Origin of the sequence: Haloarcula argentinensis DSM 12282 (genome assembly GCA_000336895.1) — an archaeon.
In the GTDB taxonomy this organism is placed as follows: Archaea; Halobacteriota; Halobacteria; order Halobacteriales; family Haloarculaceae; genus Haloarcula; species Haloarcula argentinensis.
Genome location: AOLX01000015.1, coordinates 72,907 through 96,576 on the forward strand (window position 1 = coordinate 72,907; position 23,670 = coordinate 96,576).

At 62.8% G+C, this 23,670-nt stretch carries 25 protein-coding genes and 2 tRNA genes; 16 read left to right on the top strand and 11 right to left on the bottom strand.

The window, feature by feature from the left end; all coding sequences use genetic code 11:
- Window positions 1–196 precede the first annotated feature (196 nt).
- The 3 genes from C443_RS07075 (at window position 197) to C443_RS07085 (ending at window position 2,488) form a co-directional block, all read left to right on the top strand.
- A complete protein-coding gene (locus tag C443_RS07075; RefSeq protein ID WP_005535101.1) occupies window positions 197–436 on the top strand; it encodes a twin-arginine translocase TatA/TatE family subunit in 240 nt (79 codons plus the stop codon).
- Between the two features lie 77 nt (window positions 437–513).
- A tRNA-Arg gene (locus C443_RS07080) sits at window positions 514–587 on the top strand.
- Between the two features lie 269 nt (window positions 588–856).
- Window positions 857–2,488: a GMC family oxidoreductase gene (locus C443_RS07085; protein WP_005535103.1), complete on the top strand. Its 1,632-nt coding sequence runs from the start codon at window positions 857–859 to the stop codon at window positions 2,486–2,488.
- Here the strand turns inward: C443_RS07085 and C443_RS07090 are convergent.
- The 3 genes from C443_RS07090 to C443_RS07100 all read right to left on the bottom strand — a co-directional run bounded on the left by C443_RS07090 (window position 2,485) and on the right by C443_RS07100 (window position 4,347).
- The gene (locus C443_RS07090) at window positions 2,485–3,063 is read right to left on the bottom strand and encodes a metal-dependent hydrolase (RefSeq protein WP_005535105.1); all 579 of its coding nucleotides are present in this window, start codon (window positions 3,061–3,063) and stop codon (window positions 2,485–2,487) included. The two genes, C443_RS07085 and C443_RS07090, sit on opposite strands and share 4 nt — an antisense overlap.
- Before the next feature lie 84 nt (window positions 3,064–3,147).
- On the bottom strand, window positions 3,148–3,600 hold the full coding sequence (locus tag C443_RS07095) for a hypothetical protein (protein WP_005535107.1): 453 nt from the start codon (window positions 3,598–3,600) through the stop codon (window positions 3,148–3,150).
- Between the two features lie 48 nt (window positions 3,601–3,648).
- The gene (locus C443_RS07100) at window positions 3,649–4,347 is read right to left on the bottom strand and encodes a chemotaxis protein CheC (RefSeq protein WP_005535108.1); all 699 of its coding nucleotides are present in this window, start codon (window positions 4,345–4,347) and stop codon (window positions 3,649–3,651) included.
- 258 nt (window positions 4,348–4,605) lie between these two features.
- Between C443_RS07100 and hisC the strand changes: the two genes are divergently transcribed.
- The 4 genes from hisC to C443_RS07120 are packed head-to-tail and all read left to right on the top strand — an operon-like array spanning window position 4,606 to window position 7,368.
- Window positions 4,606–5,688: a histidinol-phosphate transaminase gene (gene hisC / locus C443_RS07105; protein WP_005535110.1), complete on the top strand. Its 1,083-nt coding sequence runs from the start codon at window positions 4,606–4,608 to the stop codon at window positions 5,686–5,688.
- Complete coding sequence (locus C443_RS07110) at window positions 5,685–6,191, top strand: adenylate kinase family protein (protein WP_049943951.1); 507 nt, start codon at window positions 5,685–5,687, stop codon at window positions 6,189–6,191. Before hisC ends, C443_RS07110 begins: the two co-directional genes overlap by 4 nt.
- Window positions 6,188–6,796: a CDP-alcohol phosphatidyltransferase family protein gene (locus tag C443_RS07115; protein WP_005535114.1), complete on the top strand. Its 609-nt coding sequence runs from the start codon at window positions 6,188–6,190 to the stop codon at window positions 6,794–6,796. Before C443_RS07110 ends, C443_RS07115 begins: the two co-directional genes overlap by 4 nt.
- Window positions 6,797–6,837: 41 nt before the next feature.
- Window positions 6,838–7,368, top strand: a complete 531-nt coding sequence (locus C443_RS07120) for a multiprotein bridging factor aMBF1 (RefSeq protein WP_023843198.1) — start codon at window positions 6,838–6,840, stop codon at window positions 7,366–7,368.
- On the opposite strand, the gene C443_RS07125 is transcribed toward C443_RS07120, so the two are convergent.
- Window positions 7,369–7,974, bottom strand: a complete 606-nt coding sequence (locus C443_RS07125) for a response regulator transcription factor (protein WP_049943952.1) — start codon at window positions 7,972–7,974, stop codon at window positions 7,369–7,371.
- Window positions 7,975–8,072: 98 nt separating this feature from the next.
- On the opposite strand from C443_RS07125, the gene tpiA reads away from it, so the two are divergent.
- Entirely contained in the window at window positions 8,073–8,720 is a 648-nt protein-coding gene (gene tpiA / locus C443_RS07130) for a triose-phosphate isomerase (RefSeq protein ID WP_005535122.1), read from the top strand.
- A 26-nt stretch (window positions 8,721–8,746) separates the two neighbouring features.
- Here tpiA and C443_RS07135 read toward each other — a convergent pair whose 3' ends face one another.
- Window positions 8,747–10,654 (bottom strand): helicase HerA domain-containing protein, encoded by a 1,908-nt coding sequence (locus C443_RS07135; RefSeq protein WP_005535123.1) that lies wholly within the window; start codon window positions 10,652–10,654, stop codon window positions 8,747–8,749.
- 165 nt (window positions 10,655–10,819) lie between these two features.
- Complete coding sequence (gene bluB, locus C443_RS07140) at window positions 10,820–11,491, bottom strand: 5,6-dimethylbenzimidazole synthase (RefSeq protein ID WP_005535124.1); 672 nt, start codon at window positions 11,489–11,491, stop codon at window positions 10,820–10,822.
- Between the two features lie 169 nt (window positions 11,492–11,660).
- Here bluB and C443_RS07145 point away from each other — a divergent pair, with 169 nt between their 5' ends.
- Entirely contained in the window at window positions 11,661–12,008 is a 348-nt protein-coding gene (locus C443_RS07145; RefSeq protein WP_005535125.1) for a hypothetical protein, read from the top strand.
- A gap of 6 nt (window positions 12,009–12,014) precedes the next feature.
- Here C443_RS07145 and dinB read toward each other — a convergent pair whose 3' ends face one another.
- Window positions 12,015–13,376: a DNA polymerase IV gene (gene dinB / locus C443_RS07150; protein ID WP_005535126.1), complete on the bottom strand. Its 1,362-nt coding sequence runs from the start codon at window positions 13,374–13,376 to the stop codon at window positions 12,015–12,017.
- Between the two features lie 394 nt (window positions 13,377–13,770).
- Between dinB and C443_RS07155 the strand changes: the two genes are divergently transcribed.
- Window positions 13,771–14,085 carry a hypothetical protein gene (locus tag C443_RS07155; RefSeq protein WP_005535127.1) on the top strand — a complete coding sequence of 105 codons (315 nt, stop codon included), beginning with the start codon at window positions 13,771–13,773 and terminating at the stop codon, window positions 14,083–14,085.
- Window positions 14,086–14,668: 583 nt separating this feature from the next.
- On the top strand, window positions 14,669–15,199 hold the full coding sequence (locus C443_RS07165; protein WP_005535128.1) for a hypothetical protein: 531 nt from the start codon (window positions 14,669–14,671) through the stop codon (window positions 15,197–15,199).
- Between the two features lie 382 nt (window positions 15,200–15,581).
- Here the strand turns inward: C443_RS07165 and C443_RS07170 are convergent.
- The 3 genes from C443_RS07170 to C443_RS07180 form a co-directional block, all read right to left on the bottom strand.
- Window positions 15,582–15,652 (bottom strand) — tRNA-Gly (locus C443_RS07170).
- 139 nt (window positions 15,653–15,791) lie between these two features.
- Complete coding sequence (locus C443_RS07175) at window positions 15,792–16,481, bottom strand: class I SAM-dependent methyltransferase (protein WP_005535129.1); 690 nt, start codon at window positions 16,479–16,481, stop codon at window positions 15,792–15,794.
- A gap of 12 nt (window positions 16,482–16,493) precedes the next feature.
- A complete protein-coding gene (locus C443_RS07180) occupies window positions 16,494–17,534 on the bottom strand; it encodes a tyrosine--tRNA ligase (protein ID WP_005535130.1) in 1,041 nt (346 codons plus the stop codon).
- A gap of 104 nt (window positions 17,535–17,638) precedes the next feature.
- Here C443_RS07180 and C443_RS07185 point away from each other — a divergent pair, with 104 nt between their 5' ends.
- From C443_RS07185 to C443_RS07200, 4 genes are all read left to right on the top strand, one after another.
- Window positions 17,639–19,864 (top strand): AAA domain-containing protein, encoded by a 2,226-nt coding sequence (locus C443_RS07185; protein WP_005535131.1) that lies wholly within the window; start codon window positions 17,639–17,641, stop codon window positions 19,862–19,864.
- A gap of 58 nt (window positions 19,865–19,922) precedes the next feature.
- Window positions 19,923–20,357, top strand: coding sequence for a hypothetical protein (locus C443_RS07190; protein ID WP_005535133.1), 435 nt, complete (start codon window positions 19,923–19,925; stop codon window positions 20,355–20,357).
- Between the two features lie 69 nt (window positions 20,358–20,426).
- Window positions 20,427–21,464, top strand: coding sequence for an aspartate-semialdehyde dehydrogenase (asd, locus tag C443_RS07195; protein WP_005535134.1), 1,038 nt, complete (start codon window positions 20,427–20,429; stop codon window positions 21,462–21,464).
- Between the two features lie 90 nt (window positions 21,465–21,554).
- Complete coding sequence (locus C443_RS07200; RefSeq protein WP_005535136.1) at window positions 21,555–21,935, top strand: hypothetical protein; 381 nt, start codon at window positions 21,555–21,557, stop codon at window positions 21,933–21,935.
- Here C443_RS07200 and C443_RS07205 read toward each other — a convergent pair whose 3' ends face one another.
- Entirely contained in the window at window positions 21,936–22,889 is a 954-nt protein-coding gene (locus tag C443_RS07205; RefSeq protein ID WP_005535138.1) for a D-2-hydroxyacid dehydrogenase, read from the bottom strand.
- Between the two features lie 216 nt (window positions 22,890–23,105).
- Here C443_RS07205 and C443_RS07210 point away from each other — a divergent pair, with 216 nt between their 5' ends.
- Window positions 23,106–23,627 carry a response regulator transcription factor gene (locus C443_RS07210; protein WP_049943953.1) on the top strand — a complete coding sequence of 174 codons (522 nt, stop codon included), beginning with the start codon at window positions 23,106–23,108 and terminating at the stop codon, window positions 23,625–23,627.
- Window positions 23,628–23,670: the final 43 nt, after the last annotated feature.

The following is a 23,670-nucleotide window of genomic DNA, read 5'->3' on the forward strand; positions in this document are numbered from 1 at the left end:
GCCGTTTCGACAGACAAAGCGGCCACGGCTCAGTTATGACTACCGTTCGGTCTGCTGCCCACGCCAGCCAGTACTGGAGAGTCGGTCTCGACGGCAGTGACTCGCCTGCCAAGCCGTCCTGAGCAAAAAGGTTATAATAGCAACCACGTAACCTTCGGATACAATGTTAGGGACATCCGGAGTACTGTTCCCGGGGATGCCCGGGACGACGGAGATGATGGTCATCCTCCTCATCGCCGTCCTGCTGTTCGGCGCGAACAAAATTCCAAAACTAGCGCGGTCGACTGGCGAAGCCATGGGCGAGTTCCAGAAGGGGCGCGAAGAAGTCGAACAGGAACTCGAAGAAATGCGTGATGGCAGCGCTGCAGAAGGGGCCGACGCGTCCGCCGTGGACTCGTCCGAATCGACCGAGACGGCGACAGAAACCGAGACGTAATCTCGACCACTTCTCCGTTTTCAGCGGGCGATAGTGATAACGAAAGGATTTTTCACCGCTCAATCGACCACCCGGTAGGGCGTGTGGCCTAGTGGACCAGGGCGAGGGGTTCCTAACCCCTAGAACGCGGGTTCGAATCCCGCCACGCCCGCTTCGTGGTTTCTCGCGTCCGCTCGAAACACACTCGCGGCCGTGGCGTAGTTCGCAAACGCGCCGCGTTTGCTCACTCCCGCCACGCCCGTTCTGCGACGAGCGAACTAGACGGAGTTCAAACCCTACAAGTCGCGCGCAGCGAAGCGAGTACGTCTGACCATACTGTCGTGCCGACACGGCCTATGATGGCTGGGAGGCGACGTAGTCGCCGTATACAGCACCCGAGATGCCAACGTATAAGTTTAGGCTTGCCTAACCCATGCTGAAATGGACCGGGAGCCGTCCGAGCGGGCGGATGTCTGTGTCGTCGGGGCGGGGCCGGCAGGGGCACTCATCGCGAGCCAGCTCGCCAGCGACGGACAGAAGGTGGTCGTGCTGGAGGCCGGGCCGCGGTTCGACAGATCGAAACGAGAGCAGCAGATGGAGGCGGCGATCCGGCCCGGCGACCACGGGTCCGTCTGGGAGATGGGCGGCGACCGCGACGCGTTCAGTGCGAGCGGCGAGCGGTACTACCCGTTGAACATCTCACGGGTCAAAGGCGTCGGCGGGTCGACGCTGCACTGGCAGGGGATGGTGATGCGGCTGCATCCCTCGGATTTCGACGGCAGCCACGACACCGACGACCCAGCGTGGCCGATCAACTACGAGGACCTGCGGCCGTACTACGCCGACGCCGAGCGGGCGATCGGGGTCGCCGGTGACGCGGACAACCCCTTCGCACCACCGCGGGACGGTGCATATCCGTTGCCCGGATTCCCGCCGTCGTACAGCGACTCGTTGTTCGCCGAGGCCTGTGAGCGCCTGGGCATCACGATGCACTCCGTTCCTAACGCTCGAAACTCGGAACCGTACGATGGGCGGGGGTCGTGTGTGGGCTACGGGACCTGCCAGCCGGTCTGTCCCTCCGGCGCGAAATACGACGCCAGCGTCCACATCGAGGACGCCGAAGCCGAGGGAGCCAGAGTCATCGACCGTGTGCCGGTCCAGCGCCTCGTTACCGACGCCGACGGACGCGTCGAGGCGGCCGTCTACGCGACGCCGGATGGGACCGAACACCGCCAGACGGCCCGCGAGTTCGTCATTGCAGCGGGCGGCGTCGAGACACCGCGACTCCTCTTGCTGTCGGCGAGCGACGGCCACCCGGATGGGCTGGCGAACAGCTCGGGGCTGGTCGGCCACTACTTCATGGACCACCTGTTCGCCGGGGCGGGCGGGACGCTTGACCGGGAAACGCGACAGAACCACGTCGGCTTTCTCACGAGCGAGTGTCACCAGTTCTACGACGACCCCGGGCAGGCAGTCGAGCATGTCTCGGACGGCGAGACGGTCGTTGCGGCGACCGACGAGGCGCTGTCGCCGCTGAAACTGGAGTTCCTGAACTACGCCGGTCCGTCCCCGGTCGAACTCGCGCTCTCCGGCGAGGAGTGGGGCGATACGCTGCTGTCGGGCCTCCGCGAAAGCTACGGCACCAGCATCGCGATGGGCGGACTGGTCGGCCAGCCGCCACGGAAGCAAAACCGCGTAACGCTGGACACGTCAACGACAGACGACCACGGGAACCCGGTGCCGGACATCAAGTGGTCGTGGGGCGACCGACTGGAGCGGTCGCTCTCGCGGGCGAACGAGATACAGCACGCCGTGCTGTCGGAGCTGGGGGTCGACATCTCGTGGACGGTCGGGCCGGCTGACACCGGGCCGGCATACCACCACATGGGTACGACGCGGATGGGAACGGATTCCGAAAAGAGCGTAGTCAACCCACAGTTGCAGACCCACGACGTGGCCAACCTCTCGATCGCGTCCTCGTCGGTGTTCGTCACCGCTGGATCGATGAACCCCACGCTAACCATCGCCGCGCTCGCACTGAAGTGCGCGGACCACGTCTCCGAGCGGCTTTAGTCCGCAGACTCGGTGAACACTGCTTTGCTCCGGCGAGTGACTGCCCGGAAACCGGGTGCGCCGTGTGCGAGCCACACGGCGACGGCGAGGCCGAACAGTCCGAACTGAAACAGGACGTACGGTTCGAATGAGAGCGAAGCGAACTGCTCGACGAAGGAGGTGTCGTTGGCGTACGGTGGCGGTGGCTGGAGCGGCCAGACGAGAAAGCGCAGCCACTGGAACTGTGTCAGGTCGCCGCCGAGCAGCCCTGCCACCGCTGTCGGGCTCATATCGGTCAGGATGTGTACGAATGCACCGAGCGTGAAAGCCGTCGAGAGGTCCGTTCGGCGATATCGGACCGCGAGTCGGTGCAAGACCACTGTGAGAACGAGGAGGGTGAACACGGAATGTGCAAGCGACCGCCCGGACGGCAAGACGCCGAACGTCCAGGCGAAGGGCTTGTCGATCAGGTCCGGGAACTGCGACCCCACCGCCAGCGCGGTCAACGTGGCCGCTGTCTGGCGACGGGTCGGGTCAAACCGAGTGTACACGACGTAGACGAGGTAGGCGACGGCGAGATGTCCCCACGGCCACATTGAGTTTTGATATGCCGGATAGTGATTTGTATCTGCTGATACAGGTATGCGGGAGGAGGAAGCGGTAACTGATATCTCGGCCGTTCAGTACAGGCCGAGAATCGCGCCGGCGTCGAGCAAGAGGAGAATTGATACAAGAGACGCCCCCAGCAGGAACGGGCGTGCGTTCCGAGCCGGTTCGCGCACCTTCTGCTGGTCGAAGCCGTCGCTGAGCTTCGACGCGCCGACCTCGACGAGGCCGGCCAGAGTGAACCACAGGACGATCATCGTGATGACGAGGTGGCCGCGACCAGTCCCCGTCAGCGACTCGGCGGTGTAGCGGGTCGCTGCCAAATGTCCACCCGTCAGAAACAGGAGCGTTGCACTCGCCCGGGACACCGTCTTGAGCTTCCCGGTAATCGCTGATAGCGGTCCCGGCGAGGAGTCGCCGTTCATCGCCGTCGGGAGCACAGCGTAGGTCATGAACAACACGGTTCCAGCCCACAGCGCGGCGAATATCAGGTGCACCCCGAAGACAGCCGCGTTTACGACACTCATATGCGGCGGTTGGACGCGACCCTCTTCAACGTCGTGGGTTCGGTACAGTTACTCCGAAGAATCAAAGGCATCGAGGGCGTCCGCATCGCCCGACATATCGAGCTCTTTGACCGCGTCGGTGTCGGCAGAGATGTGCGTCTCGCGGTCGGTGTCGTAGTCCAGTTGGTCGATAAGGTGGACGAACGAGCCGGGGTCGGGGATGAGGAAGATGCGGAGCGAAAACGCCACATCGCTCTCCTTGATGTCGACGAGCGAGTCGAGCACGATAGTCAGCGAGTCCCGGCGGACATGCGAGAGCGCCTTGTCGGCGATCTCGGTCGCGTCGTCCTGTACGACCGTTGGCGTCCCCATATTGATGGTCGCGTTCAGCGTGTTTGCGATGCCGTCGATGAAGCCCGAGGTGAGGATATTACACATCTCCTGCAGTGCGGACTCGTGGAGCTGTGTGAACCCATCGTCAACGCTGGAGCCGGTCATCAGCTCCGCAATCTCCGCGGCCGTCTCCGTCTCGAACGTCATCAGGAAGACGCCGTAGGGCGGCTCTGTCAGCCGGACGCGAGCGCTGTAGATGTTCCCGCCACCCATCTCGGTGTCGATGTCCTCCGGCTGGACGAACGAGAGGCTCTTGATCTCGACGGCGGCGTCGACGCCGGCCAGCGTCGCCAGCGAATCGGCGACCTGCTCGGCCCCGTCCTGAATGAGTCTGGTGATGAGCGTGAGTTTCCGAATATCGATGAGAAGCGGCATTGCAGGCTAACAGGACCTATGGTGTGTTACCGTTTTCGGTGGCTACAGCTGTCGGCGACTGGACAGTGGCTCACCGTAACGCTCATTACCACTGACTGACAGAGCTTCGATGGGGAGCGTGCTATTCCGTGCCTTACCCGTCATCGACGGGTTTCTCACGGGAAGCCGCCAGCAAATTTCTGTGCGAAACTGGCTGGGGGAGCCACGGCCACGCCCGATGTGAGCACGCTTAAGCCGCCCCGTCCGTTTTGCACAGCCATGGAACCACGGGACCTCTCCGCTCACACTGTCTATCGGGCAGGTCGCGGTATCGAGGAGGTCGCCCGGGAACTCGGTCTCGACCCGGACGACATGGTGAAGCTGGCGTCGAACGAGAACATGTACGGGCCGAGTCCGGACGCCGTCGAGGCGATTCGCGGGTCGGCCGAGCGAATGCACTCCTATCCGAAGGCCTCCCACGCCGACCTCGTCGACGAACTGGCGGACATGTGGGACGTAACACCGGAACAGGTGTGGCTGAGCAACGGCGGCGATGGCGCGCTGGACTGCCTCGCCCGAGCCATGCTCGATCCCGGTCAGGAGGTGCTCGTCCCGTCGCCGGGTTTCGCGTATTACGCAATGAGCGCCCGCTATCACCACGGCGAGGTCAACGAGTACACGCTCTCGAAGGCTGACGACTTCGCTCAGACCGCCGACACCGTCCTGAAAGACTACGACGGCGAGCGCATCGTCTACCTCACCAGCCCACACAACCCGACCGGGGCGGAGTTCACGACCGACGCGGTCCGGACGATCGCTGAAGAAACCGACGAGCAGACCCTCGTCGTCGTCGACGAAGCCTACGGTGAGTTCACCGAAATGCCGAGCAAGCGGCCGTTGCTGGCCGACCGCGATGACGTTGCGCTCCTGCGAACGTTCTCGAAGGCCTACGGGCTCGCGGGGATTCGACTCGGCTACGCGGTCGTCCCCGAAGACTGGGCTGACGCCTACGCTCGCATCAACACGCCGTTCTCGGCTAGCGAACTCGCCTGCCGTGCCGGGCTGGCGGCGCTCGACGACGACGAGCACGTCGAGCGCTCCGTCGAAACCGCTTCGTGGGCTCGGGAGTACCTCTCCGAGGAACTCGACGCGCCGACCTGGGACAGCGCGGGGAACTTCATCCTCGCAGAGGTCGGCGACGCGTCGGCCGTCGCGGATGCCGCACAGGAGCGCGGCGTCATCATCCGCGACTGTTCCTCGTTCGGGCTCCCTGAATGCATCCGTATCACCTGCGGGACGCGCGAGGACACGGAACGCGCCGTCTCAGTGCTGAACGAGGTCATCGGGGAGGTCAAGGCGTGAGAGTCGCCGTGACCGGGACGCCGGGGACGGGCAAGACCACGGCAGCAGAACACCTCGACACAGACCTCGATGTCTTCCATCTCAATGACATCATCAAGGACGAGGGGTTTTCAACGGGCATCGACGAGGACCGCGGGAGCCTCGTCGCGGACCTGGACAAGCTGTCGGAGTGGCTCGACGGCCGTGACGACGTGCTGTTCGAATCCCACCTCGCGCATCACTTCGACGCCGACCGGGTGATTGTGCTGCGAGCCCACCCTGAAACCATCGTCGAGCGGCTTCGTGAGCGCGGCGACGACGATTCAAAGGCCTACGAGAACGCGGAATCGGAAGCGCTTGATGTCATCCTCGGCGAGGCCGTCGAGGAGCACGGGATGGAGTCCGTCTACGAAATCGAGACGACGGACCGAGACCCCGATGAGGTGGCACAGGAGATTCAGGCCGTCGTGGACGGCGAACGAGAGCCGAGTGCGGGGACTGTCTCCTACATCGACTGGCTATGACGCTCGATAAGTTCCGCCCGCTGGCCGACCGCGCGCTTGGCCCGTTCGTCAGCGCCGCCAAGGTGGCCGGCCTCTCACCCAACGGCGTCAGCGTCATCGCGTTTCTGCTGGCCCTCGGTGCGGGCGGGGTGTACGCCGTCGCGGCGCAGGACCCCCTGCTGTATCTCGGCGGTGCCGTTCTCGTCTTTTTGAATGGCTGGCTAGACCTCGTCGACGGCGCGCTCGCGCGGGAACTGAACGTCGCGTCCTCAGGCGGTGACCTGCTGGACCACGTGCTGGACCGCTACGCCGACATCGGCATCATCGTCGGCCTCGCTGCCGGTGTGAGCCAGTGGGAACTGGGCATCGCCGCCGTCACTGGCGTCCTGATGACCTCCTATCTCGGGACGCAGGCACAGGCGGTCGGCCTCGACCGCGTGTACGGCGGCCTGCTCGGTCGCGCTGACCGGCTTGCACTCGTCGGTGTGGTCACGGGCGTCGCGGCGTTCGTCCCGAACGCACTGGCCGGACTGACGCTGGTCGGCTGGCTGCTGGTCGTGTTCGCCGTTGTCGGCCACGTTACCGCCGCCCAGCGGTTCTATCACGCGATGGGCGCGCTGGAGTAGCCAGCGCACCATTTATACCGCGCCCCGTCCAAGCCGTCGGTATGGTTCAGTGCGAGATGTGCGGAACGGAGGTTTCGTCTCCGAACCGCGTCAAAATCGAGGGAGCCGAACTCGACGTCTGCGACGAGTGTACCGACTTCGGCACGGAGGTCAAGACGGAGGAGACGTCGTCCACGTCGACGAAGTACTCGACGTCGTCCTCCTCGTCATCGTCGTCGAGTTCGTCCTCCTCGTCGAGTTCTTCGGGTGGTGGCGGGTCCGGTGGCCGCCGTCGGGACATGTTCGACGAGATGGACGAGATCGCACAGGATTACCACGACCGAATCCGCAAGGGTCGGGAGTCCCAGGGCCTCAGCCAAGAGGAACTCGCCAAGCAACTCAACGAGAAGGCGAGCCTGATCCGGAAGCTCGAACAGGGCAACTCACTGCCTAGTGACGACGTCCAGAAGAAACTCGAAAGTGCACTCGAGATTTCCCTGAGCGCCGGCGGCAGTGCCGACGAGACGGAGTGGTCCGGCGGCAGCAGCGACGGCGAGTACACGCTCGGCGACGTCGTGAAGCGAAAGGACTAGCTACAGTTGGAGGTCGCCTTCCTCGACGTCGAGCTCGTCGGCGAGTGACTCGACGTTCGATGAGATGGTTTCGATCTCATCTTGAAGGGCTTGGTAGCGCTCACTGTCCTGCAGTTCCCGGTCAGTCTTTTCGACGCGGAGGACGTTGCGCTTGAGCTTTTTCGATGTGAGTGTTCGGAGTCGATCGTTGTACTCTCGGATCTTGTACAGTCGGTCGACGACCTCCTGAAGGTCGTCGCGAGTGACAGGTTTGACAAGGTAGTCGTCGACGCGCATCTCGATGATGTCGAAGTCTGGGTCGATGGCGGTAACCATCGCGACACGGCATCGAAGGCCTTTCTCCTCGATCTGTGCGAGCACTTCGTTGCCGGAGACGACTGGCATCCGGCGGTCGAGCAGCACCACGTCGATGTCGGGCGACAGCAGTTCCAAGCCTTCCTCGCCGCTGTAGGCCGTCTGGACGTGATACTGGTCGGACAGATAATCGGTGTACAGGTCGGCCAGATGTTGCTCGTCTTCAACTATCAGAACGGTCGGTGTGTCGTCATCCCCTGCTGTCACGGCTTGTCTCGTTTCTTGTCTCGGCTGAAGCGTAATAATTGTCATCCCCGAGCGCCGGACCGAGATGGATCGACAGCACAGTGATAGGGCCGCCAAACGGCGGCTTCGCAACCTATTTCCCCACAGCAACCGGTGCGTTTCGTATGTTCGTCCTTGTCAATCTGAAGGCGTACCCGTGTGATCCAGTGGAAGTAGCGACCGCCGCTGCTGACGTGAGCGACGATTCCGGCGTTCGTGTCGCTGTCGCGCCACAGGCCGCACAGATCAGCGCTGTAGCGGAGACCGGTGTCGAGACGTGGGCCCAGCACGTCAGCGCCGTCGAACACGGCAGCCACACCGGCAGTACCCTCGCCGAGGCCGCTGCGGACGCCGGTGCCGTCGGCACACTGCTGAACCACTCCGAGAACCGACTCAAACTCGCAGACATCGACGGCGCGCTCGACGCCGCCGACCGCGCAGACCTCGAAACCATCGTCTGTGCGAACAACCCCGCACAGATCGGTGCGGCCGCCGCGCTCGACCCCGACGGCGTCGCCGTCGAGCCGCCGGAACTCATCGGGACCGGCACGCCCGTCAGCAAGGCCGACCCGGACATTGTGACCGGCGCGGTCGACGCCGCCGCTCGCGTCAACGGCGACGTGGACGTGCTCTGTGGGGCCGGCATCTCGACCGGCGAGGACCTCGTCTCGGCGAGCGATCTCGGCGCGAGCGGCGTCCTGCTGGCCAGCGGCGTTGCGAAGGCTGACGATCCGCGCGCAGCGCTCGAAGACCTCGTCGAACCGCTGCTGTAAAATCGCCGGTATCGCGGTACGAGTTTTTACTCGCTGTCCCCGTCCAGAAACGCCGATTCGAGTTGGGAGACAACCGACTCGGCCTCGTCGTCGTCGAGTCGGCGGTCGCTCTCTTCCTGGACCAGCGCCGCCAGCCGCGTGTCGTACTTTCCACGGCCGACGTGTTCGACCAGCCCGCGGAGCCGGAGCTCCCTGTTTCGCGCATAGGCCCCCGTCCGATCGCCGGAGCCACCGGCCGAGAAATGGGCGTTCAGCGGCGTCCCTGGACCCTGTTCGCGGTAGTACGCGAGCATCCGGCAGGTCTTTCGGTCCAGTTCTTCGATATCGGCTCGAAGGTCGGCGTAGACAGCGGGGCTATCAGCATCGGATGACGTCTCGTCTTCGGCGGCTTCAGTTGCCCCGTCCGACTGCTCAGCTTCGACGGCCTCGGCAATAGCCGCTCTTAGATCTTCGTCATCAGCCGCAGCAGTGTCTGTCTCAGCTTGGCCGTTGGCTGGCACGGCCGCCGCACTGTTGTCTGGGCTGGCCCCGTTCGTCGCCACAGCACCGTTCTCAGCGTGACCGTTCGACGCCGGTTCGGCGTCCGCACTGCTGATATCTGACTCAGGTTCAATGTCCGGGCTGCTGCCGTTCGCGTCTGCGCTGCCACTGGCGCTCCCGCCGTTCATCGCAGCCCCGTCCTCGGCAAAGGCGCTGAACGCGTCGCCGAACCCGCCACCGGACGTGGCGTCAGCGGTCTCGTCCGGCTCCGGGGGCTGTTCGTTGCGGGGACCGTTGGCGTCCGCCTCGCTGTCGGCATCTGCGTCGCTGTCCGACGCTTGCTGGTCGGTGAACCGTTCGCGCTGGCGGCGCATCTTCTCCTGTTCTGTCCGACCGGGGTTGTAGTCCTCGGCCTGATCCAGCATCGCTTCGGTGAACTGCTCGGCCATCCGCGAGAGGTCCCGGGCGTCCTGCAGTTCCGCCTCCAGTTCAGCGATGCGGGAGTTCTTCTTGTCCAGCTCCTCGCGGAGTTCCTTGATGCGGTCCTCCGTTTCCTGCTGTTCGTCGCTGATGGTCTCCAGTTCGGAGACGAGGTCGTCGCTGACGGACTTGAGCTCCGGACGCTCGAAGTCGTCGAGGCCCGGCGTCGCACCTGCGTCGAAGGTCTGCTTGCGGTGGAACTGGACCCGACTGACCTGCTCGGCCCAGTCGTTCATCATGAACGCCTCGCCATCATCCAAGTCTTCGACGGCGTCGGCGTACTTGTTATCGAGAATGCGCCCGACCACTTTCGTGTCATTGTTCCAGGTCAGGCGATGCCAGACCAGCCAGTCGCACTGGGTGATGTAGTCTTTCTTCACGTCGGCCGGGCGCTGACTGATGCCGACGATGCCGAGCCCGTGTTTCCGGCCGCGCTTCCCGATCTTGATGAGCATCTTCCCGACCTCGCCCATCGACCCTTTCTCCGGCATCCACTCGTGGCACTCCTCGACGAGCATCAGGAAGGGCTGTTTCTGCTTTTTCGCCTTCGCGAACAGCTGCTTGGCGACCTCGGTCAGTAGCGTCTCTGCTTCCTCCTCGTCGAGGAACGACGAGATGTCGAGAATGATGGGGACGTTCTGCTCCAGCGCCAGCGACGCGATCTTGCCGGCGTGGTCGTCCGTGACCTGAATGTCACACTCCTCGTCACCGCCGACGTGGAGGATCTCGTACTCCTCTTTCAGGCCGTAGTACTCGCCATCGATGTCGACGATAAGCAGGCCGAACCCGTTGTCCAGCAGTTTTTCGGCGATGACGCTCGCCGTGTTCGACTTCCCGGACCCGCTCTTGCCGGTGATGAACCCCCGGCCGGTCAGCAGTTCCACCACCGGGAGATTGACAGTTTCTCCCGGTTCCCCGGTCCCACCCGGCCCCGCGCTCGTCGTCGCGACAGTTATCTGTTCGGTCTCTGCCATGCGTTTCTGTCACGAATGAGGCGTGCAGGCCCCATAACTCTCCGTCAGACGCCCATCAGCTGTGGAACAGGTCTGGGCACAGGGCGAACCCGTTCAAAACCGCTTCGAGATCTCGCTCGGGCTTCATTCTCGTGTGCTATCAACGGGGCTTCGATTCTGACTTGGTTATGACTGCGGTTCGGGTGTCCGACTGGGGTCCCACTCGTCGTAGTGGACCAGTTCCGTTCTGTCGATGCGACTACGCCAGCCTTCCCGTTGCAGTACCGGTTCAGCAGGGAAGCCGTCTTCCGGGTAGCCGACACAGAGGTAGGCCACAGGCTGAACGTGGTGTGGAATGTTCAACACCTCACGGAGTTCGTGGGGGTACAGGAACGAGACCCAGCCGACACCGATACCCTCGGCACTGGCGGCGAGCCAGAGGTTTTGGACGGCAAGGCACGTCGAATAAACGTCCATCCGCTGCATCGTGTTTCGGCCGAGAACGTGTGGTGCATCACGAGTGGGGTCACAGGTAACACAGATATTCACTGGTGCATCGGTTATTCCCTCCAGTTTCAGCTGGCCGAAATCTGATTTGCGGGGCTCCTCGTAGCCTTCGCGTGCGGCGGCTATCGCCCGTTCGGCAATCGCTGCGACCGCTGATTTCGTCTGCTCGTCCTCGATCACGACGAAATCCCACGGTTGCGAGAACCCGACGCTGGGCGCGTTGTGTGCAGCATCAAGAATCCGTGCCAGCACGTCCTCGGGAACCGGGTCAGCGGCAAATCGTCTGATATCCCGTCGCGAGTAGATGGACTTGTAGACCGCCTCGCGGTCGCGTGGTCCGAACTCAACCATATCTTCCCTGACAAACGACAGTTGTAAACCGGTTGTGCTGACCAACGGGGTCTCAGGTACAGCGAGATGCGAACATGCTACAGATAGCGAGTGTTGCCAGCCAGTCTGAGACGGGGTAACGGCTATTGTAGTGGGGCACCTTGACATACTTGTTCGGCTGGGGCTGGCCATGGACAGGTACGAGACGTTCGTCGAGGACGGAACGGTGTACGTCGGGAGCGACGACGGCCCGCTCGAAGTGGCCCCGCTGGCGGACATCGTCGCGGCCGCTGGCGGGCCAGCCTGGACGATCACCTACTCCGAGGCTGAGAAGGAACGGTACGCCGGGATGGACACCAGTGACGAGGGGCTGGTGGTCGACGTGGTCGATATGTTACACGCGATGACCCACAGCCAGCGGTTCGTCGACACGCTGGCCGCGCATCCGACAGAAGTCCCGGCCGACGACACTATTTCGCCACGAGCCGGCCTGTTCGTCGGGAAACTGCTTGAGAATCTGGAGCACGGTGTCGCCTGAGAACCCTTAGAAATCCGCGAGCGTCGTCTGACCGGGCGGAAGTGAAACCTGCGACTCACTGGCGTCCGTTCCCTCGCCTCCCGTGTCCTCGGCAGCCTCGCTGCCCCCGTCGTTCTCACCGAACGTTCCGAGTCCGACCTGTCCGTCCCCGTCCTGTTCGTTAGCCGTCTCTGAGCTGTTGTCGGCGACGGAGCTATCGCTCTTCTCTTCGGTTCCGGAGTCACTGCCGAACCCGTCCAGATTAGCTTGTTCGCCGGCAGAGAAGTCCAGGTTCGAGACGCGAACCCCGACCTTCCGAACCGGATCATCAGCGAACTCGCCGAGCAGATCCAGCGCGATGCGTCTGACCAGTTCGGGTTCCTCGACCGGACCAGGGAGCGACCGGGCACGCGTGTTCACGTCGAAGGGCGGCGTCACGACCTTGATGCCGATAGTCTGGTAGCGCGCACCCTTTCGCTGTGCGCGGTCAGCGACAGCGTCGGCGAGGGTGCGAACCTGCCGACACTTGGTCTCCATATCGGTCGTCGCGTCAGTGAACGCGGATTCCCGCGAGAGACTCTTGGGGTCGCCTTTCGGCGTCACCGAGCGCTCGTCCTCGCCGCGGGCGTAGCGGCGTATCTCGCGGCCGCGCTCGCCGAAGCGCTCGGCCAGCAGTTCCGGGTCGGCGGCCGCCAGGTCGCCCGCAGTCCCGACGTCTAGAGAGTCGAGTTCCCTGGCGGTGACCGGGCCGACGCCGTGGACGTCTTCGACGGGCAAATCGGCGAAGAAGCCCCGGACGGTACCCGGTTCAACGATGACCAGCCCGTCCGGCTTGTCGCGGTCGCTGGCCACCTTCGCGGCGCTCATCGTCGGCGCGACACCGACGCTCGCGACCACGCCGACCGCTGACTCGATTGTGTCTTTCAGATCTCTTGCCCACGACTCGACAGTCTCCCATGAGACCCGCTCAGTTACATCCAGATACGCCTCATCGATACTCACCTCGCGGACGACGTCCGCTTCTGTATGGAGGATGTTCCGGACATCCGCGGCGACGGACTCGTAGAAGTCCATGTCGACCGGGCGGTAGAAGCCGGCGTCTTCAACATCGAGGTCCGGGTCCTCGACGGCCTCGACTTTGCGGGGGAGGCGTTCCAGTGCCTCGGAGATGGCCATCGCTGATTCGACACCGTATGCTCGAGCCTCGTAGCTCGCTGTCGCGACGGCCCCGTGGGTCGCGCCGTTCTCGTAGCCCATCCCCACGACGAGCGGCTCGCCGCTGAGCGCCGGCTCCCGACGCTGTTCGCAGGCGGCGTAGAAACAGTCCATGTCGACGTGCGCGACTATCTGCTCGGGGCCGCTGGTCCCAGGGAGCCGCCCAGCATCCATACCCGACGCTACGTGTACTGGCAGAAAACCCCACCGGCCCTCGTCGGCCCTATCAGGACAACGTACGGACTGCTGTATCGAAAACACCTCGAAAAACGGGAGCAGGGAAAGTGGTGGGGGTGGGGGTGAGGTGTCAGCTGCTCCGTTTGCCGTTGGTTTCAAAGCGATACGTGGCCGGTGGAGTGGCCAGCCTCCACCGGCGATGATCGTCCGCCGATGCCAATCCCGGATGGTACGACGGTCGTTCCCGCCGGGAGCGTAGGAATCTCCATGTTAACAAAAGTCATGATAATACTTCAATGTTGGCCGACGTTATGTTTGTCTCACACTTTGAGAGCCCCTGACCGCATCCCGCTCGAAACGCTTTCAATCCTCTCCCCACGACTGCGACGTAATGACCGAACTGACGGACTCACTGCCCGACAGACCGCTTTCGACGAGCGAAATCTCGGCCCTCGAAGCCCAGCACGACGACTACGGGTTTGCGCCGGTCGGGTTCTTCCCCGACCTCGACGTGGTGGCCGCGTTCGTCGTTATCATCAACGGCGACCGTGGCTACAGTCTCGGCTACGACCGCAACGGCGACGGTTGGGTCGTCGTCGAGTCCTTCGAGGACGGCGAGGACTTCGCCGGCGTCACTGACCGCCTGCAAGAGTGGATGGGTGATGACTGGGAGGAGTTCGAGCAGGCTGCCGTCGAATCGGAGTGAGAGTGTCGACTGCTACGGAATCGGACAGAGGTACGCCCAGCGAAAGTCAAACACGGGGTGGCGCATCGGCTGATCGTCACTATCTGTCGGAACGGACAGCGACCGGGATTTGAACTCGACTGCAAATCCTCGCTACCGCTCGGATTTCCGTAGTTCAAATCCCTCTGTACAGCATTTGCTGCTCGCGGTTGTGCTCGCAGCAAAATGCGGCGACCGGGATTTGAACCCGGGCCATGAGCTTGGAAGGCTCTGGAGTGCTCGGACCGCCTCGCGCCCGAAACCGCACTCAAATAGGCCGCCAGTGCGTCTATACCAGAATCTATACTTGACAACGCGGGGTGAGTATTTATATACACCGGGCCAAAATCCGCCCTTCCTACACAATGAGCCGTGTGGCTCACGTCGGTAACACTGTTCGTAGACAGAACACCGTTTACGGGGTCCTTGGTCGTCAATATCGGCATAAGCGCGAACGCACGACTAGAACTCTAAGACCGAAGTATCGGGAATATATTCGAAGAATGAAAATAAAAAGATAATCTTTTAAGATCATAATGTCGTAGGTTGAATCGGTTCACTGTTTATGAATTCCAAGAAAATCAGTTGGGGCGACGTTGAAAAGTTGAAAATGGTTGCGGTGCTGGGATTCATTGGCGCTTTCCTTGCTCTTGTTATACCAATAGAAGAATGGATCGAGACGACAGGAACTTGGGTGTTTGATGTGTCCCTCTACGGTACAGATGTGGCATTCAATGAGAGGCAATCGCTTTTTATCGCTATACTGCTCTCGATGATGGTGGTAATGGCTGACGCGTTGAGTGACGCAATATATCATCTTTTGATGGATGTTGCTCCGGAACGGCTCAAAAACGCAATTTCAGATAGTACAAAAAAGGGAGTTTTAGCCATTATCAAAGTAACTGTTGTACCAATATTCTTATTTTTATTTACTGCGGGAATGATTAGATTTCAGGTTGAGTTACATGGGGGTTCTTTTGAGATGAATCGAAGTAATTTAATGAATCTCACAGCAATAATCTCACCACATAAAGTGGTGTTGTCGACCATCGCCGGTGCCACAGGATACTATCTCGGGGAAGTGGCTAATTCCTAGCTACTGTACTCTAATAAGTACCAGTTCGTATACTGACATAGCAAAGTAGAGATATTCCGCAGATTTCGCTTGCCCGCACCGCAGAAGATAACAGCCCCCGGTATAGCTACAGGAGTATAACCCTCTCTCTGGACGGTCTTGAGTTGTAACTGTAAATTTGCCGACATAATTCGGGACGCCGTTGACCCAACAGATTATAAGGAGTTCATTCTGCCGCTCGTCTACTTCATGTTATTTAACCCTATTCCTGTGAACCAGACACGAATCTGAAACCGCCATATGGCGGCGTTCTATTAGCGTTCCGAACGGGTTTTGCTGGACGATTTTCATAGCTCTTTGGTCCAGATTCCGTCGAAAAACGCAAGACGGCGAAGTCGTGTTATGCGGCGACCGGGATTTGAACCCGGGCCATGAGCTTGGAAGGCTCAGGTCCTACCACTAGACCACCGCCGCTCACTCACTACGTTCGTTCGCGGCGTACCTCGCGATTCCTCCGGAATCGCTCACCACCGCCGCTTGCTCGTGCGGACACAGGCTCGGCGGACTGTGTTCCGCCCGAGTGCGAACGTACACGTCCATAGATGGAAGGCAATTAAGTGCGTTTCCCTTCTGGCTCGACAACCCCGTAACAGTTGCCGCTTGACAGCTCCAGCGAGACGAGCCGGAGGTCGCTGTCGGCGACATCGCGCTCGAACTCGGCCGGCGCGTAGATGTGATAGAACCGCGGGACCGTCTCGCCGCCGGGGAGCGTCCAGTCGACGGACGTGTCGAAGCCCGCGTCCGCGTCGGGGTCAGCATCGAAGCGGTCGTGGGCCGTGCTCCACGCGCTGACGAGCGCCCGAGCGTCCGGCGCGAGGACGCGCGCCAGTTCGTTCAGGCTGGCGCGGCGGGCGGTCTGGGACGGGAGGTGGTGCAACGTCGCGACGTACACCGCGAGGTCGACGGACCCGGCAGCGAGCGGGAGTCGGGTCGCATCGCCCTGCAGGAGCGCGACGCTGTCGCCGACGCGGTCGGTCGCGGCTTGCAGGAGCGCGCGGCTGGCGTCGAGGCCGACGACGCGGTCAGCGACCCCTGCAAGCAGTTCCGCGTGGCGGCCGTTGCCACAGCCGACATCGAGTGCCGTTCCGGCACTGCCAGACTCGTCGACGAACGATTCGACCTCCGGCCAGGCGTACTCGCGGGTCTTCGAGAAGTGGTCGCCGATGTCCTCGTACGTCCGGCGGACGGCGGCCCGCGAGTGGGCCGGTTCGTCACTGTCGGGGCTCTGGTCAGGGGACGGCATCGGTCGACGGCGTTACTCCGCGCCGTACTTTTCGGGGTACGCCTCGGCGAGTAGCTCGTCCTCGTCGCTCAGTCGCTCCCGAACCGGGTCGATCACGTCCGAGATCGCACTGGCGGCCGAGGGCTTCAGGTCAGCGGGGTGGAGTTCGCCGCTGACGAAGTCCGATTCGACCTCGTCGTAGCTCTCGTAGGTGAGGTCGCCGCCGTACTCCTCCGGGCGCTCGACGACGAAGGACTCGCCGCGCACCTCCAGCACCGGGAAGACGAGGTGTTCGAGGTACTCCAACACGCCGTTCTCCTCAACCTCGCCAGCCGGGCAGTACGCCTGATTGATCTTCTCGTCGACCTCGTCGGGGCTGTCGGTGAGGTTGACCTTCGACGTTTCGTCGGAGGCGCTCATCTTGCCGCCGGAGAGGCCCGACAGCAGCGGGGCGAACAGACAGATCGGCGACTCGCCGCCGTGGTCCGGCAGAATCTCGCGCGAGAGCATGTAGATGCCGCGCTGGTCGACACCGCCGTAGGCGATGTCAGCATCGAGGGCCTTCACGTCCAGCGTCTGCATCAGCGGGTAGATGAGTCCGCCGAGGTTCGGGCTCTCAGATTCGCGGACGACCTCGCTGGCCGCGCGCTGCGTTCGGGAGATGGTCGTCTCGGCGGCCATCCGGTACATTTCCAGCGTGTACTCCTCGTCGAGCTGGAAGTCGGTCCCGCGGACGAAGGTCACATCTTCGGGGTCCGCGCCGGCCGCTTCAATCATGCTCTCGATGGCCGTCTCGTAGTAGGTCGAGCGGGCATCCAACAGGTCGAAGGGCGACTTGTTGTCGTCGAGGTGGGCGTGCAGGTCTGCGATGAGAACTGTCACGTCGACGCCGGCCCGCAGGAAGTCTGCGAGCTTTCGCATCGTCGTGAAGTGGCCGATGTGCATCTCGCCGGTCGGCGCGTAGCCGATGTACGCCGACGGGTCGCTCTCCTCGAACAGCGTCCGCAATTCGTCCTCGGTGACGACCTCTGTCGTGTGTCGCGTCACCAGATCGAGTCGCTCGGCGGTATCCATACCGCAGTGTGGCCGGTCCGGCGATTAAAACGTTCCTGTCCGGTGTGACGGGCTGTCGAACTTGGCCGTACTGTTTTATGACAGCAGGGCACAGTCGGGGGTAGATGTCGCTCCTGTTCGACCACGTCATCGGGTCCTTCGACCTCGACGGCGCGTCGCTGTGTGTCCCCGACGACGACGCCCTCGACGATCACGGCGATGTCATCCCCGCCCGGCCCGTCGCCGAGTTCGCGGCCCATCACGACGAACTCGCCTATCCCGAGGAAGACTGGGTCTGTATCCCGTTGCACGAACCGGACTCGGCGCGAGTTACCGACGAATTCGTCGCCTTCACCGACCACTCGCTCCACGGCGAGATATTCGTTTTTGAACGCGACGGCGAGCGAGACTTCGTCGAGGCGGACGGGTTCGGAGCCACGAGGCTGGCCAACCGGATCCGATTCTGGCACTCCGACTACGTCCCGGAGACGTACCCGCCCTCCTACGACTCGCCGATAGACGACAGCGAACCGCCCCGAAATCCGATCCCATCGGCGGAATTGCTTGACGGCTTGCGTTCCCACGTCGAGCGCGAACGCGAGGCGACCCGCCAGCAGAACCGAGAGCGCGCCGAGCGGCGCTCACCTGACGAGGTGTACGAGGCCGGTGGCGACGCAGTCCCCGAACTCCACACGCGAGGCCGAGACGACGGAACGTACCAGTTCCACGTCGACCCGCCCGCCGATGTCGCCGCCAGACAGGGCAGTGACTGGGCGTTTGTCGTGGAGTCGGTGTTCGGCATCCACGAGGGAAACGAGGTACTAATTCACGACGTGGACGGCACCCGAAAGAGCGGCCCGTTCCCGGTCCCGGCGACAGTCGAGCGCATCCGCGGCCGGTCGGTCTGGCTCGCGGTGAACTGGGCCGATATCGACGGGGCGACGACGCTCGAAAGCGCACTCACCGACGGTGACGCCACCTACGGGCTCACAGCATTGCTCAATCCCGTTCCGTTCGACCGCGAACGGGAGGCGATCGAGTCGCTGACCGACCACCGCTTTCGGGACGTGCTCGCCGGCGACCGGCCGATAACGTTCTCGAACGGGGCAGCCGCCCGGAGCGACCAGTTCGACGAGGAACTGAATCAGGAGCAGCAACTGGCCGTCGAGCACGCGCTGCTGGCCGACGACCTGTTCTGTATTCACGGCCCGCCGGGTACAGGGAAGACGCGGACGCTGGTCGAAATCGTCCGGCGGGCCGCACAGGCCGGTGAGGACGTGCTGGTGTGTGCGGACTCGAATCAGGCCGTCGACAACCTCGTGGCGGGGTCGTCGAGGAGCGACGAGGCCGACCCGCAGTCACTGCACGCCTACGGCCAGCACGGCGACGGCGACTACACGCTCGACCGCGTGAACGCGAGCCAGTCGGCAAACGGCGTTGTCCGGCGCGCCTACAGCGACGTGCCCGGGCGGGCCGACGTAGTGGCGGTGACGAACAACAGCGCCGCCACGCTCGCCCGTGAGTTTGACCTGGTCGTGCTCGACGAGGCGACTCAGTCCACCTGTGCGGCGTCGTGTATCCCGCTGGTCCGGGCCGACCGCGCCGTGCTGGCCGGCGACCACCGACAGCTCCCGCCCTACAGCGCCAGCGATGAACCGCCAGAATCGAGCTACGGCCACTCGCTGTTCGAGCATCTCTACGCCGACGGCGGCGTCTACGACGGTGTTGGCCTCCAGCTACAGACCCAGTACCGGATGCACCGGAACATCGCGTACTTCCCGAACCGGCGGTTCTACGACCGGACGCTGCGGAACGGGCGGGCCGTCGACCCGCTTCCCGACCGGCCAGCGATAGAGGGGTACAACGTCGGTGGCCGGGTAGAGACTGTCGGACACTCTAAGGCCAATCCCACCGAAGCCCGCCTTGTCGCGCATCTCGTTCAGGATCTGCTGGCAGACGTGCCCGCCGAGGAGATCGGCGTCATCACACCGTACAGCGCGCAGGTGTCACGCATCCGGGAGACGCTCGCAAAGCGGACCGACGCTGGAGACAGGGTGACTGTCGACACTATCGACTCGTTTCAGGGCGGTGAACGGACGGCAATCGTCCTCTCGCTCGTCCGGAGTAACGCAGCGGGGAACGTCGGGTTCCTCGGGCGGCCGGTCGACGGCCCCCGTCGATTGAACGTCGCGCTCACGCGAGCGAAGCGGTACTGCGCTATCGTCGCCGACTGGCACACGCTCCGCTACGACGCCGACGGGAAGTGCACGGACCTCTACAGCGACTTCTACCAGTTCGTTTCGAACACCGACCGACTGAACCACGTGGACCCCGAGTTCATTCCGGTGTAGCCGGCCAGCGACCGTCCGACTGCGATGGGTCCAAATACGTCCGACCCAACTGTCTCACATGTACACGGGGAAGACGGAGAAGGCCTGCTGTCTGTGCGGGAATCCCGACACTAAAACCCGTCTCGATCTGCCGCCGCGGGCGGTCCCGCTGCTCAAGCACGCAGACCCAATCGCCTGGCAGGATATCGTCGGTGAGGTGTCCATCTACTTCTGTGGCTCCGACTGGGAGACGGTTCGGGACCTCGTGTTAGAGACCGGTATGAGCCCGCTGTCTCGGTGTAACGCTGCTCGCGCCTCCTTCGATCTCCGAGAGGACTTCGAGGCGCTGCTGAACGACATCCGGGACGAGCCGGACCACACGGAGATCGAAGCCGAGATGCGCGCAAAGGCCGAGGAGACGCTGGCGAATCACGACGACCCCTACGTCGAAGAGCGGGACCTCGTGGAGGCCCGTGTCATCGAGTGGGTGTTCGAGGATACCGAGGGGGAGTAATCCTACGAGGGCAGCGGTACCGCTTTCGTATCCAAACTGTTTTGACTACCCACAGCCGTGTGTCAAGCGATGACTGTACGCGTAGGTGTGCTCGGTGCGACTGGCGCAGTCGGGCAGCGACTTATCCAGCTGCTTGACCCCCACCCCGAGTTCGAGATTGCAGCACTGACAGCCAGCGACGCGAGCGCTGGCGAGACATACAAGGACGCCGCCAAGTGGCGCGTCAACTCCCCGATTCCCGAGGACGTGGCCGGGCTGGAAGTTCGCGCCACCGACCCGGATTCGGTGCCCGACGACGTCGATCTCATCTTCTCTTCGCTCCCGTCGAGCGTCGGCGCGGAGGTCGAACCGGAGTTCTGCGAGGCCGGCTACACAGTCTCTTCGAACTCCTCGAACGGCCGAATGGACGAGGACGTGCCCCTCATCATCCCCGAGGTCAATGCCGACCACGTCGACCTCCTTGAGGTCCAGCGCGACGAGCGTGGCTGGGACGGCGCACTCCTGAAGAACCCGAACTGCTCGACGATTACGATGGTCCCGCCGCTTGCTGGCCTCGACCGCGAATTCGACCTGACCGACGTGCGTGTCTCGACGCTGCAGGCCGTCTCTGGCGCGGGCTACTCCGGCGTCACGTCGATGGAAATCATCGACAACGCAATCCCACACATTGGCGGCGAAGAGCAGAAGATGGAGACCGAATCGCGCAAGCTGCTGGGTTCGTTCGACGGTGCGGAGGTCCACCGCAACGAGATGGACGTGGCCGCCTCCTGTAACCGCATCCCGACGCTCGACGGCCACCTCGAAAACGTCTGGGCCGACACTGCTGAAGACATCTCCACGGCCGACGCCGAGGCCGCGATGGAGTCCGTGACCGGTATCGACCTGCCGTCCTCGCCGGAGAAGCTCATCACGGTGTTCGAGGAACCCGACCGCCCACAGCCACGACTCGACCGTAACGTCGAGGACGGCATGGGCGTCGCAGTCGGTGGGTTCCGCGAAACGACCGACGGCGTCCAGTTCAACTGTCTGGCGCACAACACGATGCGCGGTGCCGCCGGTGCGAGCGTGCTGAACGGCGAACTACTGAACAAACGCGGCTATCTGTAACGGCCGGCCTCGCCGAGTGCAGTTTTTTGGAACTGACCGAGGTCAAGTCGCTAGGCAGACATTTTTACGACCAGTATCGACTGCGTACACATGGTCTCCCGCGACACGAAGCTTCAGATTGGGCTGGTGAGCGTAGTTATAATCGTTTCAGTGCTCCGCCCATTCGTATTTCCGCTCGGACGGCTTGGGTCGGTCGCGTTTTTTGCAGGTGCGAACTTTGTCATATTGGGTGGCGCACATCTGTACCTAGCTCTTGTAGATGATAGTGAGACGATTCCAGTTGCGGCCCGCTGGCGGTACATCGGAGTTGCAGCGATGGTAGCTGTGGCCTCCTTCCTGCGAGAAGTTGCTGGGCGGACCAGTCTCGGGAGCGTCACGCTCAATCAACTACTCGGCGGCGTGCTCGCTGTGACAGTGGTATCCTATCTGGTGTACGAAGCCCGCGCTGGCTATCTCGCCAGCCGACAGTGACTAGAGGTCGATCTGGTTCCTGAGACCATCCCATTCGCCGGTTCGCTCGGCCCGCCGGACGTTTTCCGCCACGATGTCGGCCAGCCGTTCGTAGTAACTCGGCGTGTGGCCGGCGTTATGTGGCGTGATGAGGACGTTCTCGAAGTCCCATAGCGGATGGTCGGCGGGCAGCGGTTCGGGATCGGTCACGTCCAGGGCCGCACCACCGATATGATTGCGCTGGAGCGCACTGACCAGCGCGTCGGTATCGACAACTGGGCCACGGGCGACGTTGGTAAGTACCGCCTCGGGGTGCATCGTCCGGAACACTTCCTCGTCAATAAGGTGACGTGTCTCGTCGGTGAGCGGGCAGGCGAGCCCGACGTACTCCGTGTCGGTGACCGCCTCGTGAATCTCGTCGAAGCCGTACACCTCGTCGGTCGGGCCGCCCTTCTCCGGCGAGTGGCGGACGCCGACGGTCTCCACGTCGAATCCCTCAACGCGGTCGACGATGGCCTCGCCGATCTCACCCAGACCGACGACACAGACGCGGCTACCGGCGAAGTCGTCAGTGTGGAACGACTGCCAGACGTGATTACGCTGGTGGCGGCGAGCGGTGAAGAAGCCCCGAGCGAAGGCGAGCCACGAGCCGACGACGTTCCCGGCGACGTTCGGGCCGTGGACGCCGGAGGCCGTCGTGAGCGCGATGTCGCGGTCCGCCAGGTCCGAGAGCGGGAGATGGTCGTATCCAGCGTATGTCCCTGCAAACAGCTGCAGCGAATCGGCAGTGTCGACCAGCTCCGGTGAGAGATCGTTGCCGGTCAGGACTGTCGCGTTCCCGATCAAGTCTCGCTCGGCCCCAGGCGTTTCAGCGACGGCGATGTCCCACTCCGGTAGTCGGTCCCGGAGCGCTGCCGCGTACTGGTCGACCGGCATTCCGTGAACGGCGTATCGGGTCACGACGATATCGGCCATTGAACCCCTCCTGTGGCGTGCGGAGCCATACCGGCTGTTCCACGCGGGGGCCTCAAAACGGTGCCGGCAGTCCGTCGATCGCACGCCGAGAATAGTATTCGTTTAGCAATCATTAGAGAACGGGCGAAATACCAGCATGAATTAGTAAAATTCATAGTAATAGTTCGGCGATATCTTAGCATATTTGTAGGATGACCGGCGTAGGATTTCGAAGGAATGGGGAGACCGACTAGCGTTGCGGTGATCGATGACGATAAGGACTATAGACAACTCTACAGACTTTGGCTTCCGGAAGAGTACAATATTATAGAGGCCGGTGACGGCCGTACGGGGTTACAGCGGATTGATGACTCGGTCGATGCGGTACTGCTGGATCGCCAGATGCCGGACCTGAGCGGCGAAACGGTCGCCGAAAGGCTCCGGCAGCGGTCAGTTACTCCTGCGGTCGTTATGATCAGTAGCGTCAAGCCGGACGTGGATGTTCTGGATATCCCCGTCGATTCGTATCTCAGAAAACCCGCGGACCGGGATACCCTGTTGTCGGTGCTCTCGACAGTTCGTGCCCGATGCGAGTACGAGACGCAACGTCGGGAACTCCTGGGACTTGCCGACCGCCGGGCAACGGTTGCCGACGCTGTACGGGCCACAGTGCTTGCGGAGAGCGACGCGTACCAGCGAGCCGTCGAACAGCTAGAACAACACGACGTGTCACTCACCGACGCAGCGTCCGAACCGTAGCGCGCAGCGCGTTCCAGTTCAGACACAAGGGCGTCAGAGCGCG

Coding starts and splice junctions, on each gene's coding strand:
- C443_RS07210 (WP_049943953.1), top strand. CDS start 23,106: ATGGGGAGACCGACTAGCGTTGCGGTGATCGATGACGATAAGGACTAT.
- tpiA (WP_005535122.1), top strand. CDS start 8,073: ATGTTCGTCCTTGTCAATCTGAAGGCGTACCCGTGTGATCCAGTGGAA.
- C443_RS07095 (WP_005535107.1), bottom strand. CDS start 3,600: ATGAGTGTCGTAAACGCGGCTGTCTTCGGGGTGCACCTGATATTCGCC.
- C443_RS07190 (WP_005535133.1), top strand. CDS start 19,923: ATGTACACGGGGAAGACGGAGAAGGCCTGCTGTCTGTGCGGGAATCCC.
- C443_RS07165 (WP_005535128.1), top strand. CDS start 14,669: ATGAATTCCAAGAAAATCAGTTGGGGCGACGTTGAAAAGTTGAAAATG.
- dinB (WP_005535126.1), bottom strand. CDS start 13,376: ATGGATGCTGGGCGGCTCCCTGGGACCAGCGGCCCCGAGCAGATAGTC.
- asd (WP_005535134.1), top strand. CDS start 20,427: ATGACTGTACGCGTAGGTGTGCTCGGTGCGACTGGCGCAGTCGGGCAG.
- C443_RS07145 (WP_005535125.1), top strand. CDS start 11,661: ATGGACAGGTACGAGACGTTCGTCGAGGACGGAACGGTGTACGTCGGG.
- bluB (WP_005535124.1), bottom strand. CDS start 11,491: ATGGTTGAGTTCGGACCACGCGACCGCGAGGCGGTCTACAAGTCCATC.
- C443_RS07090 (WP_005535105.1), bottom strand. CDS start 3,063: ATGTGGCCGTGGGGACATCTCGCCGTCGCCTACCTCGTCTACGTCGTG.
- C443_RS07185 (WP_005535131.1), top strand. CDS start 17,639: ATGTCGCTCCTGTTCGACCACGTCATCGGGTCCTTCGACCTCGACGGC.
- C443_RS07085 (WP_005535103.1), top strand. CDS start 857: ATGGACCGGGAGCCGTCCGAGCGGGCGGATGTCTGTGTCGTCGGGGCG.
- C443_RS07115 (WP_005535114.1), top strand. CDS start 6,188: ATGACGCTCGATAAGTTCCGCCCGCTGGCCGACCGCGCGCTTGGCCCG.
- C443_RS07155 (WP_005535127.1), top strand. CDS start 13,771: ATGACCGAACTGACGGACTCACTGCCCGACAGACCGCTTTCGACGAGC.
- C443_RS07075 (WP_005535101.1), top strand. CDS start 197: ATGCCCGGGACGACGGAGATGATGGTCATCCTCCTCATCGCCGTCCTG.
- C443_RS07175 (WP_005535129.1), bottom strand. CDS start 16,481: ATGCCGTCCCCTGACCAGAGCCCCGACAGTGACGAACCGGCCCACTCG.
- C443_RS07120 (WP_023843198.1), top strand. CDS start 6,838: ATGGTTCAGTGCGAGATGTGCGGAACGGAGGTTTCGTCTCCGAACCGC.
- C443_RS07125 (WP_049943952.1), bottom strand. CDS start 7,974: ATGACAATTATTACGCTTCAGCCGAGACAAGAAACGAGACAAGCCGTG.
- C443_RS07135 (WP_005535123.1), bottom strand. CDS start 10,654: ATGGCAGAGACCGAACAGATAACTGTCGCGACGACGAGCGCGGGGCCG.
- C443_RS07205 (WP_005535138.1), bottom strand. CDS start 22,889: ATGGCCGATATCGTCGTGACCCGATACGCCGTTCACGGAATGCCGGTC.
- C443_RS07200 (WP_005535136.1), top strand. CDS start 21,555: ATGGTCTCCCGCGACACGAAGCTTCAGATTGGGCTGGTGAGCGTAGTT.
- C443_RS07180 (WP_005535130.1), bottom strand. CDS start 17,534: ATGGATACCGCCGAGCGACTCGATCTGGTGACGCGACACACGACAGAG.
- C443_RS07100 (WP_005535108.1), bottom strand. CDS start 4,347: ATGCCGCTTCTCATCGATATTCGGAAACTCACGCTCATCACCAGACTC.
- hisC (WP_005535110.1), top strand. CDS start 4,606: ATGGAACCACGGGACCTCTCCGCTCACACTGTCTATCGGGCAGGTCGC.